We start from the raw sequence: 17,237 nt of genomic DNA on the forward strand, positions 1-17,237 counted from the left end.
CGGTTTGGTAGCGTTAACGCATACAAAGCCAATTCCTCAGCCCTGCGGAGCGACGAAGCCGCCGCCGAGGGTCTTGTACAGGCTCACCTGGTTGAGCAGTTGCGATGAGGTGTTCTGCAGAAAAGTATCGCGCGCAGAGAACAGCGTCTGCTGCGCACTGAGCACAGTCAGCAAGTCACTAGCCCCGGCGCGATACTGGATTTGCGCCAGCTCGAAAGTGCGCTCCGCATTGACCAGCACCTGGCGCTGGCTGGCGTACTGCAGCTGCCCTTCGCGCACGGTGACCAGCGCATCCTCGACTTCCTTGAGCGCCGTCAGAATGCTCTGTCGGTAACCGGCGACCAACTCCACGTAGCGCTCTTCGCTCAAATCCACCTGTCCGCGCAGGGCGCCGCCACGGAAGATCGGCTGCAGCAGCGAAGCGCCGATGCTGGTTGCCAGATCTGCCGAACTCAGCCCGGAAAGGGCCGCATCCTGCAGACTGGCCGAAGCGCTCAGGGAGATGCTGGGGAACAAGGCAGCACGCGTCACACCGATATTGACGTTGGCCGCGCGCAGCTGGGTTTCGGCACGGCGCAGGTCTGGCCGGCGCAACAGCAGCTCGGATGGCAGCCCGGTAGCAACCGGGTCCGGCAGCAACAGTTCATCCAGAGAGCCGGCCCGGATACGTGCGGCGATCCCCTGCGGGGCTTCGCCCAGCAGCAGCGCCAGCGCCGTTTCAGCTGTGGCCACCTGCTGACGCAAGCCCGGCAGTGCTGCCCGGCGCTGCTCGACCAGGGTCTGCTGCTGCACGCGATCCAGCTCGCTGCCGGCGCCCAGACGCACCTTGGCATCCACCATGCTCATCACCTGCTCGGCAACGCGCAGGTTCTCCTCGGCCAGGCGCAGCCGTTCACGCAACTCCAGCACCTTGAAGTAGCTGGTGGCCACCGAGGCATCCACCGTCAGTGCCACGCTGTCGCGCTCGTAGGCGCTGGCCTGGGCATTCAGTTCGCTGCTGGCCAGGGCGTCACGATTGTGCCCCCAGACATCCAGCTCGTAACTGGCCGATAGCCCGGCGCTGTAGCGGGTCGCGCTCGTGCCACTCTCGATATCCGAACGATTGCCGCCCAGATTGCCGTTCAGTATCGGTAGCAGGGATGCCCCGGCGATGCGCGCCTGGATGTCCGCCTGGCGCACCCGGCTCATGGCCGTGGCCAGGTCGAGGTTGCCATCCTGGGCCTGGCGGACAAGGCGATCCAGCTCGCCACTGCCGAACAGTGTCCACCAGTCTGGTGTCAGCGGCAGGCCCTGCTCCAGCTCGGCATCCCACTGGGCCGGCAGGCCGAGCGCGGGTTCTTCGTATACCGGCGCCAGGCTGCAGCCGGCCAGCAGAATGGCCGAAGCCAGCAGGGAAAGCAGCGGTTTGTGCATGGTGATCATCCTGAAATTCAGTCGGCGGCCAGCGCCTGTACCGGGTCGAGGTGTGCTGCCTTGCGCGCCGGCATCAGACCGAAGATCAGGCCGATGGCGAAGGAGCAGCCGAATGCCAGCAACACCGGCGCCAAGGTGAACTGCACGGCGGTGCCGAAATGCTGGATCAGCCAGGCCGAGCCCAGGCCAAGCAGCACGCCGATCACCCCGCCGATGGCCGAGACCACCAGCGCTTCGGTGATGAACTGCTGGAGGATGTTGCTGGTGCGTGCGCCGGTGGCCATGCGGATGCCGATCTCGCGGGTCCGTTCGGTGACGTTGACCAGCATGATATTCATCACGCCGATGCCGCCGACCAACAGGGAAATCGCCGCGATGGAGCCCAGCAGCACGGTCAGGGTGTCCTGGGTGGCGGTCACCGCTTCGAGCAGCGAGGCGGTGTTGCGAATCTGGAAGTCCTCGACGCCGTTATGCCGCTGCAATAGCACCTGGCGGATACGTTCTTCGGTTTCCTCAATCCGCGAAACATCTTCGATGTAGGCGGTAATGCTCTGCACATGGCGCTGACCGAACAGGCGCAGGCTGCCGGTTGAAAACGGCACCAGGGCCACGTCATCCTGATCCTGACCCCAGGGCGTGGCGCCCTTGGCCGCCATGACTCCGACCACCTGGAACGGCACGTTCTGGATCAGCAGGTAGCGGCCCACCGGGTCATCGCCGGGAAACAGGTTGTTGGCCACGGTCTGGCCGATCACCGTGACTGCAGCATGGCTGCGCTCATCCTCGGCGGAGAAGAAACTGCCGCTGGCCAGCGACCACTCGCGCACCAGCGGCATGCCGGCGTTGGTGGCGGTGATGCTGGTCTTGTAGTCGATGTTGCCGGCGCGCAGCGTGGCGCTGCCCTGCAACTCGCCAAGGGCATCACGCACGTTACCCAGTTGCGCTACGGCACGGGCGTCGTCGGGGGTCAGGGTCGCGGTCACGCCATCGGCCGAACGCGGCATGTTTGGCGCGCCGGGGCGGATCGATAGCAGGTTGGTGCCCATCGCGCTGATGCGTTCGACCACTGATTCACGCGCGCCATTGCCCACCGCCAGCATGGCCACCACCGAAGCCACGCCGATGACGATACCGAGCAGTGTCAGCACGGTGCGGAACAGGTTGGCGCGCAGTGCGCGGACGGCCATGCGCACCGCCTCGCCGATATCGGCCAGCAAGGCAGCCGGTGCCCGCTGCGTGGTCTCCAACTGCAGCGGCTGGCTGGCGGTCTGCTGGCGCGTACCGCTGTCGGCGACGATATGGCCGTCGCGAATCTCGATCAGCCGCTCGGCGTGACTGGCCACCTCGCGGTCATGGGTGATGATGATCACCGTCTTGCCCGCCGCGCTGAGCTCCTTGAGCAGCGCCAGCACCTCCTCGCCACTGCGGCTGTCCAGCGCGCCGGTGGGCTCATCGGCGAGGATCACCTCGGCATCGTTCATCAGCGCACGGGCAATGGATACCCGCTGCTGCTGGCCGCCGGACAACTGGCTCGGGCGATTGCCCAGGCGTTCGCCCAGACCAAGGCGGGTCAGCAAGGCTTCGGCGCGCGCATGCCGCTCGGCTGCCGGACGACCGGCATAGATCGCCGGGATCTCGACGTTTTCCAGGGCGTTGGCACTGGGGATCAGGTTGTAGCTCTGGAACACGAAGCCGAACCCCTGGCGGCGCAACTCGGCCAGTTGGTCACTGTCCAGAGCCGCCACCGCCTGCCCGGCGAAGCGGTATTCGCCGCCGCTGGGGCGGTCCAGGCAGCCGAGGATGTTCATCAGGGTGCTCTTGCCGGAGCCGGAAGCACCCATGATGGCGACGAACTCGCCACGGCGGATGTCCAGGCTGATGCCGTGCAACACATGCACCCTCAGCTCGCCGCTGCCGAAGCTGCGGCGGATGTCGCGCAATTCGATCAATGCATTCATGTCGGCAGCCTCAGAAACGTGGGCCCATACGGCGCTGCCCCTGACCGGCACCCGCCGGACGCCCCGCCGGACCGGCAGTGGCAACCAGCAACTGCTCGCCCTCACGCAGACCATCGAGCACTTGGGCATGCACCCGATCGCGCAAGCCGATCAGCACTTCGCGCTCGACCGTTTTACCGCCCTCCAGCACCGCCAGGCGATAGCGTGTGCCTTGTGCATCTGGCCGGCCCCGCCCCTGCAGCACACCGACCGGCACGGTCAGCACATCGTCGGCCTGGGCGTTGACGAAGAACACCTGGGCGCTCATCTGGGTCATCAGCCGGCCATCGGGGTTCTCCACCTCGAATTCCGCGTTATACAGCACCACGTTGTTGGTCACTGTCGGCGTCGGCAGGATCTGCCGCAGGCTGGCTTGCCAGCGCCGCTCCTGGCCAAGGGTGGTGAAGTACACCGGCATGCCGACGCGCAGCCTGCCGATATCGGCTTCCGAGACCTGAGTCTGTACCGTCATGCGCGACAGGTCGGCGACCTGCACGATGAGCGGCGCCTGCTGGTTGGCGTTGAGGGTCTGACCCTGCTTGGCCGACTGCGATACCACGGTGCCGGCCAGCGGCGCGTAGATCTTGGTGTAGCCGAGGTTGGTGCGGTCCTGCTCCAGCCCGGCCTCGGTCTGGGCGATCTGCGCCTTGAGCGCGTCGATGGCGGCGGTACGCACCGCCAGCTGAGCCTCAGCAGACTCCAGCGCCTCGCGGCTGGTGGCGTTTTCGGCGAACAGCGTCTGCTGCCGCTGCATCTGCAAACGGGCCAGGCGCAGTTCGGCTTCGGCCTGCCGGAACTGGGCACGCTGGCTGTTCAGTTGCGCTTCACTGGCCAACACCTTGGCCTCGGAGACCCGTGGATCGATCTCGGCCAGCAGTTGGCCCTCTTCGACCTGATCGCCCAGCGCAACGTGCAGTTTGAGCAACTGGCCGGAAACCTGGGCGCCGACATCGACATACTCCACTGGCTGCAGGGTGCCAAGTGCGGTGATGGTGTCCTCGATGGCGCCGCGACCGACCGTGAACGTCTGCGTGGTGCCTGTGGCTCCGCTGGCATCGCGCGACAGCCAGTAGCCGCCAGCAGCGAGCGCCAAGGTAAGCGCCACTCCGAATGGAAGAAAACGACGAAACGGGGAAACGCGCGCGATGGGCATGGCAGACCTGATCCAGAATTCTTTCAACTGGCGCGCATACTAGGAGTAAGTCTGTAGAGGGAACAGGCAGGCCAAGGTAAACCCAAGGTAAAGGTTAGGGCATGCCGGAGGAGCAACCCTCGCATTTGTCGGAGCAGCTAAGCCGCAAACAGGCCAGCCACTCCGGTGCCAGGCATGGGAGCAAAAGCTTCGTGACTGAAGTCACTCCCACAAGAGCCGGGTGCAAAGCCAGGTATATGGCCACACACAAAAACGCCGCGAAGATCGCGGCGCTTGCATCTCAAGCGAGGCTTAGATGTAGTAAGCCTTCAGCGGCGGGAAGCCGTTGAACTCCACCGCGCTGTAGCTGGTGGTGTAGGCACCCGTGGACAGCCAGTACATGCGGTCACCGATGGCCAGGTTCAGCGGCAGGCCGTACTTGTAGTTCTCGTACATGATGTCCGCGCTGTCACAGGTCGGGCCGGCGATCACCACCTCCTCCATCTCGCCCTTCTTCTCGGTCCAGATGGGGAACTTGATCGCCTCACCCATGGTTTCGATCAGGCCGGAGAACATGCCGACGTCGGTGTAGACCCAGCGCTCGACGGCGGTACGTGACTTGCGCGCCACCAGCACCACTTCGCTGACCAGGATGCCGGCGTTGGCGATCAGCGAACGGCCCGGCTCCAGGATGATTTCCGGCAGATCGTCGCCGAAGTCTTCCTTGAGGAAGCGGATGATCTCGTCCGCATAGGTTTCCAGGCTGTTGGTACGGGTGATGTAGTTGGCCGGGAAGCCGCCGCCCATGTTGATCATTTTCAGTTCGATGCCGTCTTCTTCCTTGAGACGCTCGAAGATCACCTTGACCTTGGCGATGGCCGCATCCCACACGGAGATGTCGCGCTGCTGCGAACCGACGTGGAAGGAAATGCCGTAGGGCTCCAGCTTGAGCTGGCGGGCCAGGATCAGCAGGTCCATGGCCATGTCGGTCTGGCAGCCGAACTTGCGCGACAAAGGCCAGTCGGCGGTGGTCGAACCTTCGGTGAGGATGCGCACGTAGACCTTCGAGCCCGGCGCGGCCTTGGCGATGTTGCGCAGGTCGGCTTCCGAGTCGGTGGCGAACATGCGCACGCCCTTCTCGTAGAAGTAGCGGATGTCCTTGGCTTTCTTGATGGTGTTGCCGTAGCTGATGCGCTCGGGGCCGACGCCACGCGACATCACCTTGTCCAGCTCATAGATCGAGGCGATGTCGAAGCTCGACCCCTTGTCCCTGAGCAGATCGATGATTTCGACCGCCGGGTTGGCCTTGACCGCGTAGTAGACCTTGGCGAACTCGAAACCGGCGCGCAGATCGTCATAGGCCTTGTCGATGGTGGCGGTGTCGATGACCACGAACGGCGTTTCGTGCTGGTCGGCGAAGGCCTTCATCTTCTGGAAGGTGGGGCGGGAATAATAGTCTTCGATCTTGATCGACATGCATGGCTCCAAATCGGGAAAACGTAAAGTCGGATTAGGGATGGAAAGAACGCCTGATCAGTTTCCCCACTTTGGTTCGCCTACTTCCCAAGGCTGTGTCGCCGAGAATCGCCGCCAGGCGATCTCTCGTCGTCAGTACTTGAGCCGGATGGATCGTTGCCAGCATGGACGTTCGGGCGCGAACCATAAGACCAAGCGTCACAGGGGTCAAGAGTCGATTTCCACCTGTTTATCACAGCTGGAAGGCAACGATGTTTCAGGAGGACTTCCCGCCCCTTGCGGGAATTATTCCCGGTCATTTTCGGGAAAAATTCCCGCAAGCGTTCACCAACGAAGCCCAACAAAAGTATTAAACCAATGGAGCCATCGGTCAGTTCCCGGCACCCGTCGGCTGATCGACCATGGGTCGCGAAAAAGCTGCCCACCAAGGACATAATAACTATGAGCTCCCGCCCCTATCCGACGCTTGTTCAGCTGTCTCTGCTGATGTGCATGCCTGCCCTTGCACTCGCCCAGCAGGACGCCGCGCCTCTGGAACTGCCCAGCCTCGACGTACGCAGCCTGGTTCCTGAAAATGTTCAGGGAATGCCCGGCGCAGCCAGCCTGCTGTCCAGGGAAACCATCGACACCTACAAGCCCTACAGCCTGCACGACGCGCTGGATTTCGTGCCCGGCGTGCGCACCATCGACGATGACGTGCTCGGCCTGCGCTCGGGCATCGGCGTGCGCGGCGCCCCACCACGGCGCTCGCGCAAGGTGCTGCTGCTCGAAGACGGCACCCCCATCAACAACAGCGCCTATCTCGACTCCGGTGCGCACTACACGCCGCCGATGCAGCGCCTGGAGCAGGTCGAGGTGCTCAAGGGGGCCGGCCAGATCATCCACGGCCCGCTGAACAACCACGGCATCATCAACTTCCGCAACCTGCGCCCCAGCGACACACCCGAAACCCGCGTGGAGCTGGCCGGCGGCAACCAGAACAGCCAGCTGCAGCACGTCATGCACCGGCGCACCGAAGGCAGCCTGGGCATGGTGTTCGCCTACACCGGCCGTGAAGGGGATGGCACCTTCGACGTGGAAGAGCACGAGTTCGACGATTTCTACGGCGGCCTCGAATGGCAGCTCAACGACAGCCATCAACTCGCCGCCTCGGCCACCTATTTCCGCGAGCGCTCCCAGGGCTACGATGAAAGCAACCTCTCGCTGCAGCAGTACCGTGAAGACCCGCGCGGCAAGAAACGCCTGGACGAAGGTCGCGAGTTCAACAACATTTCGGTGGACTACTACAAGCTCGATCTGACCCACAACTTCCAGATCAGCGACGACGTGCGCCTGTCCTCGAAAGTCTTCGCCACCGAACTGGACCGCCCGCGCTTCCAGACCCGCGGCACCTCACCCGAGGAAGGCGGCGTGATGGAAGGCCGTGACCGCCGCTACCACACCCTGGGCCTGGACAGCCGCCTGGACATCGGCGGCATTTCCGCGCTCGGCTTCGACCACCGCATCCAGACCGGCATTCGTTACGAGAAGCACCGCTTTGCCGACCGCCGTCCGGTGGGCCGCCCTGGCGAGGCACTCAAGGAAGGCAACCGTGGCGAGGTCTATGCCCATGCCGGCGAAGACGGCTACACCCGCGATGGCCGTCTGATGACCTACGATGCCGAGGCCATTTCCGCCTTCGCCCAGAACACCCTGAGTTGGGGCGACTGGGCCATCACCCCCGGCCTGCGTTTCGAGACCTTCAACCAGTACAACAAGACCAACTTCCGCCCCGGCAGCGCCGATGAAGGCACCACCAGGAAGGACAGCAATACCCTGCTGCTGCCGGGCATCAGCCTGCTCTACAGCGGCTTCGACAACAGCGAGATCTACGCCGGTATCCATCGCGGCTATGCGCCGGCCTCCGCCCGCAGCGACGAATTCCCGCTGACCCCGGAAACCGGCATCAACAGCCAGATCGGCCTGCGCACCAATGCAATCAAGGGTGTCAGCCTCGACATGGCGTTGTTCTACAACCGCATCGAGGACACGCTGATCCGCGCAGAGGTCGACAGCTTCGGCGATGCCCGTTTCATCAACGCCGCCGACTCGCGGGTCTACGGCCTGGATCTGGGCGCGCGCGTGGACTCCTGGGCCTGGTACGACTCGCCGCTGAACGTCTTTGCCGAAGCCGCGATGAACTACACCAACGCGAAATTCAGCGATGGTCCGCTCAAAGGCAATGACGTACCCGAGATACCCCGCTATTCCGGCAGCCTGACCCTGGGCCTGGAGCACACCGCCGGCTGGCACCTGAGCGCCACCGTCAGCCACTTCGGCGCCTTCTATACCGATATCGAGAACACCCGGCCGATCACCGCCAGCGGCGACGAGGAGGATACCGGCCGCGTACCCAGCCACACCCTGCTCTCGGCCCGCGCCAGCTACAAGCTGCCCACCCGCCTGGACACCACACTCTGGGTCCAGGGCCGCAACCTGACCGACAAGCTCTACATCGCCGATATCCAGGAGGGCATCCGCCCCGGCGCACCGCGCTCGGTGCTGGCGGGCGTGACGTTCAACTTCTGACGGCTCAGCGAGTGGCTTGCCAGCCGGCAGGCCACTCGCCACCGCAGGGTCGAATTCATTCGATCACCGTTCGAAAAACGCGAACACGTTCGACCCTGCAAGACCGGCAAATACGACTCGCGTATAATCGGCGGCTTTTCCGTTTTGCCAAAAGCAGGGTTTGCCTTCCATGACCACCCAGTCCGCCGAAGTCGCGAAGCGCCGTACCTTCGCCATCATTTCCCACCCCGACGCGGGCAAGACCACCATCACCGAAAAGCTGCTGCTGATGGGCAAGGCGATCGAGGTCGCCGGCACGGTGAAGTCGCGCAAGTCCGACCGCCACGCCACCTCCGACTGGATGGAAATGGAGAAGCAGCGCGGCATCTCCATCACCACCTCGGTGATGCAGTTCCCCTACCGCGCGCAGATGATCAACCTGCTCGACACCCCTGGCCACGAGGACTTCTCGGAAGACACCTACCGCACCCTGACCGCCGTGGACAGCGCGCTGATGGTGCTCGACGGCGGCAAGGGCGTCGAGCCGCGCACCATCGCCCTGATGGATGTGTGCCGGCTGCGGGATACACCGATCGTCAGTTTCATCAACAAGCTGGACCGCGACATTCGCGACCCCATCGAGCTGCTCGACGAGATCGAAGCGGTGCTGAAGATCAAGGCCGCGCCCATCACCTGGCCGATCGGCTGCTACCGCGACTTCAAGGGCGTGTACCACCTCAAGGGCGACTACATCATCGTCTACACCCCTGGCCATGGTCATGAGCGCACGGCGGTGAAGATCATCGAGAAGCTCGATTCCTCTGAGGCCCGCGCACACCTGGGCGACGAGTACGAACGCTTCACCGAACAGCTGGAACTGGTCCAGGGCGCCTGCCACGAATTCGACCAGCAAGAGTTCCTCGCCGGCCAGCTGACCCCGGTGTTCTTCGGTACCGCGCTGGGCAACTTCGGCGTCGATCACGTGCTCGACGCCATCGTCGACTGGGCACCGATGCCGCTGCCGCGCACCGCCAACGAACGCGTGGTCGAGCCGGTGGAGGAGAAATTCAGCGGCTTCGTGTTCAAGATCCAGGCGAACATGGACCCGAAACACCGGGATCGGATCGCCTTCATGCGCATCTGCTCCGGTCATTACGAGAAGGGCATGAAGCTGCGTCATGCGCGCCTGGGCAAGGACGTGCGCATCGCCGACGCCCTGACCTTCTTCTCCAGCGAGCGCGAGATGCTCGAACAGGCCTGGGCCGGCGACATCATCGGCCTGCACAACCACGGCACCATCCAGATCGGCGACACCTTCACCGAAGGCGAGAACCTGAGCTTCACCGGCATCCCGCACTTCGCCCCGGAACTGTTCCGCCGCGTGCGCCTGAAGGACCCGCTCAAATCCAAGCAGCTGCGCCAGGGCCTGCAGGAACTGGCCGAGGAAGGCGCCACCCAGGTGTTCTTCCCCGAGCGCAACAACGACATCATCCTCGGCGCGGTCGGCGTGCTGCAGTTCGACGTGGTCGCCAGCCGCCTGAAAGAGGAATACAAGGTGGAATGCGCCTACGAGGCGATCAACGTCTGGTCCGCGCGCTGGATCGAATGCAGCGACGAGAAGAAGCTCAAGGAATTCACCGACAAGGCCTATGAGAACCTCGCCATCGACGGCGGCGGCCACCTGACCTACCTGGCGCCAACCCGCGTCAACCTGAGCCTGATGGAAGAGCGCTGGCCGGATGTGAAATTCAGGGCGACACGCGAGCATCATTGATTCGCCCTGGCACGGACGCACCGTCGGATTACGCCTTCGGATCGTCGGATTACGCCTTCGGCTAATCCGACCTACGACAACCTTATCTTTGCCACAGGCATGCACATGAATATCGAAGCCATCATCCAGCGCCTGCATGCCATCCGTGACCACAACGACTGGCAACGTTTTCACAGTCCGAAGAACCTGGCCATGGCTGCCAGCGTGGAGATGTCGGAGCTGGTGGAAATCTTCCAGTGGCTCACGGAGGACGAATCACGTCGGCTGCCTGCCGACAAGCTGGAACACGCCGGGCAGGAAGTCGGCGACATACTGATGTACCTCTTGCTGATGTGTGGCGAGTTGGGCATCGACATGGAACAGGCGCTGCTGGCCAAACTGGCCGACAACGAGCGGCGCTTCGTGCGATGAGCGACCGTCATTTCGACGAACTGGCCACGCGCTTCGCCGAAAAGATCTATGGCGGCACCAAGGGCGCGGTCCGGCTGGCCGTGCTGCAGGCCGACCTTGCCGAAGCGCTGCCGCAACGCCCATTACGGGTGCTGGATATCGGCGCCGGGCTTGGACATATGAGCCTCTGGCTGGCGCAGCAGGGCCATGAGGTCACACTTGCCGAACCGGCCGGGCCGATGCTCACAGGCGCCCGCGAGCGCTTCGCCAGCGCCGGCCAATCGGCCACCTTTATCCAGACGCCCTGGCAGGACGTGGAACAGCATGTCGAGGGCCGCTTCGATCTGCTGATCTGCCACGCCGTGCTGGAATGGCTGGCCGAGCCCGAGGCGATCCTGCCGGTGCTGCATCGCCTGGTCACCAGCGATGGCTGGCTGTCGCTGGCCTTCTACAACCGCGACGCACTGATCTATCGCAACCTGCTCAAGGGCCATTTCAAGAAGCTGCGCCGCCAGGACTTCGCCGGCGAACGCCAGAGCCTGACCCCACAACGCCCGCTTGACCCGCGTGAACTGGCGGCGCAACTTGAGTCTGAGTGGCGGGTCGAAATCGGCAGTGGCGTGCGGGTTTTCCATGACTACATGCCACACGAATTCCAGACACGCGCCGCGCCGGAAGCATTGCTGGAAATGGAACTAGCCTATCGCCGCCACCCGGCCTTTGCCGGCCTGGGGCGCTACCTGCACTGGCTGTGTCGACCACGCTAGCAGGCCGTTGAAAACGTAGGCGACGACTGCATGGGATGCAGGAGGTAGGGCGAAGCAGGAAGCCCGAGCCGAGGCAGGCAAGACGAGGCTGTTTTTAACGACGTATTGCCAACGCAGGTAGTTTTCAGCGGCCTGCTAAACAACGGCTGAGGAGGCATCGATGCTCAAGCGTACAGCGTTATCCCTGCTCTGCCTGGGTCTCGCGGCCTGCCAGAGCGGCAACCCCTATACCGGCGAATCCGCACCGATACCGCCGGCGCCACCCGTCGAGCAGATCCAGTCGCCCATCTACCCGGCCACGCCACGGGATTTTTCCGCTTACCAGAGCTGGAGCTGGCGCACGCCGCCCGCTGGCGCGGCCTCGCTTAGCGGTGAAGAACTGCAGGAGATGGTTGCCGGCGCGCTCGATCAGCGCGGCCTGCGCCCGGTGCCGGGCGGCGCCCGAGACGATGTGCAGATCAGCGCCAGCGCCACCCTGCAGACACGGGTGCGACAGGTTTATGATGATTACGGTCCCCGCGTCGGCGTGGGGCGCTATGGTGGTGGCTATGGATACGGCACCGGCTACGGCGTTGGAACCAGCGTACCCGTCGTGCGCAATTACGAGGAAGAGGTGATGTCGGTACGCATCGAGATGTTCGATACCGCCTCCGGCCAGTCCGTCTGGAGCAACCGTGCCGAATCCCGGAGCGCTGGCAAACAGGCCGAACGCAAGAATGCCGCCCGCGACGCGATCAATCGTGCGCTGGCAGACTATCCGCCGAACTGATCACGGCGACCACCGAGGAGATATCGATATGCTCCGCACAGTGATGATGCTTCCCCTGCTGGTACTGCTGGCTGCCTGCCAGAGCCCCCAGGTGCAACGCGACTTCGATCCGCAGCGCGATTACTCCGTCTATCGCAGTTGGGACTGGCAGGAGCCGGGCCTGCAGTACCGTCCGGATGATCCACGCATCCAGAGCGACCTCACCGAGCAACGCATCCGCAGCGCTGTCAGCGAACAACTCGACCAGCGTGGTTTGCGCCAGGCACAGGGCGGCAGCAACGCGGATGTGCGGGTGCAGGCCTGGTTCATTGTCGAGCAGCGCACCCAGCAATACAGCTCGACGTCGATGGGCGCCTGGGGCAGCCCATGGCATGGTGTCTGGGGCGGGCCGATGTATACCGATACCCGTACCATCCACTATCAGGTCGGCACCCTGCAGATCGACTTCTACGACGCCAACGACGGCAAGCTGATATGGCGCGGCAGCACCGAACAGACGCTGCGCAGCAATCCGGGCGGCCCGCAGGAGCGCGCCGACATGCTGCGTGAAGCCGTCGCCCGCGTGCTCGCGCAGTATCCGCCGCGATAAAGCGCGGTCAGCTGTTATTTGCGCTCGAAGGCGTAGAAAAGATTGGGCTCGCTGACCAGATACAGATCGCCACGCGCATCGAAGGTCACCCCTTCGGCCTGAGGCACGCTGTTCTCGAGCCCGGCAAACCCGCGCCACAACGAGCGAAAGCTGACCAGCTTGCCGTTGGCGTCCAGCTCCATCAGCATCTTCGCTTCCTCGCTGAGCAACACCAGATGCCCGGTGCGCTCGTCGAAATGCACGGACGCCAGATCGCTGGCCATGTCCTTGTCCTCGATCCAGGCTTCACGGTCGATGACCTTCAGGTTCATCTGGCCGTTCAGGCTGGCCTTGATGCCCTGGATCTCGTAGAGCTTGCGCGGTGAATGCTCCTTGACCACGAACAGCCGATCCGCGCGCCGATCATAGCCAACACCCTCGAAACCACTGTTTTCCCCATCACCCAGCGCCAGCGTGACCGATGCGTAGTCCCCGCGCTGGAGCGCGCCGGGAGCTTCCGGCACCGGAACGATCACCAGTGACTGGCTGCGCTCTTCGGCCAGCACCAGCAGATCGTCACCCAGATAGGTGATACCTTCGACATCCTCGAAGCCGTGCAAGGGATAACGCGCAAGGAATGTTCCATCCCTGTCCAGGGCGATCAGTTCCTCGGGATTGTTCACCACCGCCCAGAGATGGTTGCGACGCTCATCGAACGTCAGCCCGGAGAGGTTGTTGGCGACCGATGCAACCGGGAGTGCATCGACCCGCACTTCATACTCGGGCAGCCACAAACTGCGTGCTTCCCAGCTGTTTTCATGCCAGGCGGACTTGAGGCTATAAAAGGCGCGCTCATCCAGGTGCATCACGGAGGCGGCATAGAACAGGCCAGCGGTCAGCAGGCCCAGCGCCCACAGTTTCGGGCGTCCCCCGGCAAGCCCTGAAGAACGTACCCCAGTATGGATCGGCATGGTTTATCTCATGAGCATGAAGGCGAACAGGTTAACCGGAAAACATTACAACTGCATTGCATTCTCATCATCATATAGTCCTGCGTTGACCGGTCGATAGCATTCAGGTTCAACACGACGACGGGAACTGCCAGCCGGATTGACAGCCCAATCCCCAGCAGCCATGCGAGTGCGCAACAGGAGAGCAATATGCGGGTGGAAGGCTTTTTCGAATGGCTGGGCGAGGCGCTCGGCACCGTGATTCGTTATATCGTCGACGTCCTGAGTGGCATTTTCGGCTTTCTGGCTGGCGCCGGAAGCAACTTTCTGGAAGGCCTGTCGCGCACCCTGGGCATCGACCAGTCGCTGATCAGCCTGGTCGCCCTGTTCATCGGCCTGATGCTGCTGGTGGCGGCGCTACGCGCCCTGCTGAGGGGCTCGATCATCGCCGCGCTGATCTGGCTGTTTCTCGGGCTGTGGCTGCTGAGCTGGCTCATTCACTGACGGCAGCTACACGCTCCAGAATGATCGCACGACGCGTCAAGGAGCCGAAAAAAGAGCGCTGGAAAGCTGAAAGCTGAAAGCTGAAGGCTGAACGAGAAGCAACCGGAGCCTGCATACCTCCAAGCATTTCGTCCAGCCTCCAGCGCTTTTATCGAAGCATTTCCATAGCATGATCGCCCGGCGCCAAGCCGCGAGCTTCGGTATAGTGGCCGGCTGTTCTGGAGGCCCGCAATGTTCCGGCTGCTCGCTGCCTGGCGGCACGCACCCACTCATCGACGTGTCTGGGCGCTGGCTGCGCCGATGATTCTGTCCAATCTTTCCGTACCGCTGGTCGCGTTGGTGGACAGCGCGGTGATCGGCCATCTGCCCCATGCCCATCAGCTGGCCTCGGTCGCCGTGGGCAGCAGTCTCTATACGCTGCTGGTCTGGGTGATGGGCTTCCTGCGCATGGGCACCACCGGCTTCGCGGCGCAGGCGACCGGACGCAACGATGGCGGCACCCTGCGCCAGGTGCTGCTGCAGGGCCTGCTGCTGGCACTTGGTTTTGCCCTGCTGCTGAGTGTCGTTGCTCTGCCGCTCAAGGGGCTCGCCCTGCAACTGATGCAGCCCTCGGCTGAGCTCGACAGCCTGACCCAGATGTACTTCCATACGCGCCTGTTCGGTCTCCCGGCTGCGCTGGGCAGCATGGCACTGATCGGCTGGTTTCTCGGCACCCAGAATGCCCGCGCGCCCCTGGCGATCCTGTTTACCACCAACCTGATCAACATCGCACTGGACCTCTGGTTCGTCCTCGGCCTGGAATGGGGCGTAGCCGGTGCCGCACGCGCCTCGGTGATCGCCGAATGGAGCGGTCTTCTGGTGGGGCTGACCCTGACCCGCGGCGCCCTGCGGCGCCATCCGGGCCGGCTGGACAGCCAGGCGCTGCGCCTCTGGACCAACTGGAAGCCGCTGATGTCGGTCAACCGCGACATTTTCCTGCGCTCGCTGGCGCTGCAGCTGGTGTTCTTTCTCGTCACCGTGCAGGGCACGCGCCTGGGCGACACCACCGTCGCGGCCAACGCCCTGCTGCTCAATGGCCTGCTGCTCACCGCCCATGCCCTGGACGGCCTGGCCCACGCCATCGAAGCACTCAGCGGGCATGCCATTGGCGCACGCAACCGCCTCGAACTGCGGCGCATCCTCACCGTTTCCGGTGGCTGGTCGCTGCTGGCCAGCCTCGCTTTTGGTCTGTTCTTCCTGCTTGGCGGCCCGTTGTTCATCCAGTTGCAGACCGATATTCCCGACGTGCGCGAAATGGCCATCGCCTACCTGCCCTACCTGGCCGCACTGCCGCTGGTGGCCGTATGGAGCTATCTACTCGACGGACTGTTCATCGGCGCCACCCGCGCCCGTGAAATGCGCAATGCCATGCTGCTGGCCGTGGCGATTTCGCTACCCTTGGGCTGGCTGTTGCGAGACATGGGCAATCACGGATTGTGGCTGGCCTTTCTCGCCTTCATGCTGTTGCGCGGGATCTGCCTGGGCGCCATCGCCCGACGCCTGCAACGCCAGCGGCAATGGTTCGCCTCGCCGCATGCCGCACCCACACCGAAAGGACCCTGACATGGTCTATGCCGTCGTCGCCTACCTGCACCTCGTGGCGATTCTTTTGCTCTTCGCGCTGCTCGTGCTCGAACATCAGCTGCTGCGCCAGCCACTGGATTTCGAGCGGGCACGCAGCCTGTACCGCGTGGATATCGCCTTCGGCATCGTTGCCGGCCTGGTGCTGATCACCGGCGCCGCACGCGCCATGCGCTACGGCAAAGGGCTGGACTACTACCTGAACAACAGCCTCTTCCACACCAAGGTCGGCCTGTTCTTCGTCATTGCCCTGCTGTCCATCTACCCCACCCTGACCTTCTTCAAATGGCGCTCGGCGCTGAAGGCCGGCCAGATCCCGACGCTCTCCCCGAGCCATGCGCGCCGGGTGACACTGATCATCCGTATCGAACTGCTCGCCCTGCTGCTGATCCCATTACTGGCGGCCCTGATGGTGCGAGGCTACGGCGTGATGCTGCACTGATTGCCTGCACTCGAAGCGAACCCTCGGCCATCGAGAGCCTCCAAGCAGCATTCAACCAAGGAGGTTTCCATGACCAAGCATCTGCTCTTCGCCCTCTGCACGTGCGCGTCGGTCGCACTGGCCCAGACGCCCAAACCGGAAGTCATTACCCACCTCAACGGCCTGGATATCGAAATCAGCGCCATGGGCGTACCGACCGCCACGACCGAAGCCGGCGGCGAACTGGTAGGCATCCGGGCGGTTCGGGTAGTGAACAGAACCGACGAAATGGTGACCTGCGAATTTCACGTACCCAGTGAAGCCAGGGCGAGCACTTCCGCACCGCCGGTGTTCAACCTGAGCCCGAACAGCCAGCAGGTCGAACGGGTGCCGGGTGATTACTCACCGGATGAGCCCTTCGCCGAACTGACCTGTCGTGCCAGCAATCGGGCCGTGGACAACTCTGCGTCAGACTCACCGATCGAGCCTGACGCAGACCAGGCGCCCACGCAATAGGGCGGCGACCCGCTGCTCAGGCAGCCATGCGCTCGCATTCCTCGGCACAACGCCGGCAGGCCTGCGCACAGGCCTGACAATGATCAGCCTGGTGTTTGCCACATTCTTCTGCACAAGCACGGCACGCCTGCGCGCACAGCTTGCAGATGGCCTGGGCATGCTCGCTGTCGCGGGTCATCAGCACGGCTGCCAGTGCGCAGAGGTCGGCGCAGTCGCGATCCAGCTCGATGCAGCGCGCCATCATCTTCACATCTTCCTCACGCAGGCAGGAGGCGGCGCAGGTTTCGCAGACCAGCGCACAGCTGGAGCAGGCCTGGATGCAGGCCTGATAGTTTGGATTGAGCATGGAATAATCTCCGTCATGCTGATTATCAAAGGCCCGGCCAGTGACTT

16 protein-coding genes are annotated in these 17,237 nt (G+C 63.5%); 10 read left to right on the top strand and 6 right to left on the bottom strand.

The window, feature by feature from the left end; translation table 11 throughout:
* Window positions 1-36: 36 nt before the first annotated feature.
* From ACYCFC_RS12620 to ACYCFC_RS12635, 4 genes are all read right to left on the bottom strand, one after another.
* Complete coding sequence (locus tag ACYCFC_RS12620) at window positions 37-1,413, bottom strand: efflux transporter outer membrane subunit (protein WP_459651797.1); 1,377 nt, start codon at window positions 1,411-1,413, stop codon at window positions 37-39.
* Window positions 1,414-1,430: 17 nt separating this feature from the next.
* Entirely contained in the window at window positions 1,431-3,371 is a 1,941-nt protein-coding gene (locus tag ACYCFC_RS12625; RefSeq protein ID WP_459651798.1) for a MacB family efflux pump subunit, read from the bottom strand.
* 10 nt (window positions 3,372-3,381) lie between these two features.
* Entirely contained in the window at window positions 3,382-4,503 is a 1,122-nt protein-coding gene (locus ACYCFC_RS12630) for an efflux RND transporter periplasmic adaptor subunit (RefSeq protein WP_459651799.1), read from the bottom strand.
* A 351-nt stretch (window positions 4,504-4,854) separates the two neighbouring features.
* The gene (locus tag ACYCFC_RS12635) at window positions 4,855-6,018 is read right to left on the bottom strand and encodes a type III PLP-dependent enzyme (protein WP_181085489.1); all 1,164 of its coding nucleotides are present in this window, start codon (window positions 6,016-6,018) and stop codon (window positions 4,855-4,857) included.
* A 492-nt stretch (window positions 6,019-6,510) separates the two neighbouring features.
* Here ACYCFC_RS12635 and ACYCFC_RS12640 point away from each other — a divergent pair, with 492 nt between their 5' ends.
* The 6 genes from ACYCFC_RS12640 to ACYCFC_RS12665 all read left to right on the top strand — a co-directional run bounded on the left by ACYCFC_RS12640 (window position 6,511) and on the right by ACYCFC_RS12665 (window position 12,854).
* The gene (locus tag ACYCFC_RS12640; protein ID WP_459651800.1) at window positions 6,511-8,586 is read left to right on the top strand and encodes a TonB-dependent receptor family protein; all 2,076 of its coding nucleotides are present in this window, start codon (window positions 6,511-6,513) and stop codon (window positions 8,584-8,586) included.
* A gap of 169 nt (window positions 8,587-8,755) precedes the next feature.
* Window positions 8,756-10,339 carry a peptide chain release factor 3 gene (locus ACYCFC_RS12645; protein WP_181085485.1) on the top strand — a complete coding sequence of 528 codons (1,584 nt, stop codon included), beginning with the start codon at window positions 8,756-8,758 and terminating at the stop codon, window positions 10,337-10,339.
* A 105-nt stretch (window positions 10,340-10,444) separates the two neighbouring features.
* Window positions 10,445-10,750: a nucleotide pyrophosphohydrolase gene (locus ACYCFC_RS12650; RefSeq protein ID WP_459651801.1), complete on the top strand. Its 306-nt coding sequence runs from the start codon at window positions 10,445-10,447 to the stop codon at window positions 10,748-10,750.
* A complete protein-coding gene (locus tag ACYCFC_RS12655; RefSeq protein WP_459651802.1) occupies window positions 10,747-11,496 on the top strand; it encodes a methyltransferase domain-containing protein in 750 nt (249 codons plus the stop codon). Before ACYCFC_RS12650 ends, ACYCFC_RS12655 begins: the two co-directional genes overlap by 4 nt.
* Window positions 11,497-11,656: 160 nt before the next feature.
* A complete protein-coding gene (locus ACYCFC_RS12660) occupies window positions 11,657-12,265 on the top strand; it encodes a DUF4136 domain-containing protein (RefSeq protein ID WP_459651803.1) in 609 nt (202 codons plus the stop codon).
* Between the two features lie 28 nt (window positions 12,266-12,293).
* Window positions 12,294-12,854, top strand: a complete 561-nt coding sequence (locus ACYCFC_RS12665; RefSeq protein ID WP_459651804.1) for a DUF4136 domain-containing protein — start codon at window positions 12,294-12,296, stop codon at window positions 12,852-12,854.
* A gap of 14 nt (window positions 12,855-12,868) precedes the next feature.
* On the opposite strand, the gene ACYCFC_RS12670 is transcribed toward ACYCFC_RS12665, so the two are convergent.
* A complete protein-coding gene (locus ACYCFC_RS12670) occupies window positions 12,869-13,804 on the bottom strand; it encodes an SdiA-regulated domain-containing protein (protein WP_459651805.1) in 936 nt (311 codons plus the stop codon).
* 189 nt (window positions 13,805-13,993) lie between these two features.
* On the opposite strand from ACYCFC_RS12670, the gene ACYCFC_RS12675 reads away from it, so the two are divergent.
* From ACYCFC_RS12675 to ACYCFC_RS12690, 4 genes are all read left to right on the top strand, one after another.
* On the top strand, window positions 13,994-14,287 hold the full coding sequence (locus tag ACYCFC_RS12675; RefSeq protein WP_181085472.1) for a hypothetical protein: 294 nt from the start codon (window positions 13,994-13,996) through the stop codon (window positions 14,285-14,287).
* A 231-nt stretch (window positions 14,288-14,518) separates the two neighbouring features.
* A complete protein-coding gene (locus tag ACYCFC_RS12680; protein ID WP_459651806.1) occupies window positions 14,519-15,889 on the top strand; it encodes an MATE family efflux transporter in 1,371 nt (456 codons plus the stop codon).
* A gap of 1 nt (window position 15,890) precedes the next feature.
* Window positions 15,891-16,349 (top strand): DUF2214 family protein, encoded by a 459-nt coding sequence (locus ACYCFC_RS12685; RefSeq protein WP_459651807.1) that lies wholly within the window; start codon window positions 15,891-15,893, stop codon window positions 16,347-16,349.
* A gap of 69 nt (window positions 16,350-16,418) precedes the next feature.
* Window positions 16,419-16,844: a hypothetical protein gene (locus ACYCFC_RS12690; RefSeq protein ID WP_459651808.1), complete on the top strand. Its 426-nt coding sequence runs from the start codon at window positions 16,419-16,421 to the stop codon at window positions 16,842-16,844.
* Between the two features lie 16 nt (window positions 16,845-16,860).
* Here ACYCFC_RS12690 and ACYCFC_RS12695 read toward each other — a convergent pair whose 3' ends face one another.
* Complete coding sequence (locus tag ACYCFC_RS12695; RefSeq protein ID WP_459651809.1) at window positions 16,861-17,190, bottom strand: four-helix bundle copper-binding protein; 330 nt, start codon at window positions 17,188-17,190, stop codon at window positions 16,861-16,863.
* Window positions 17,191-17,237: the final 47 nt, after the last annotated feature.

This window comes from Stutzerimonas sp. NM35 (assembly GCF_054604355.1).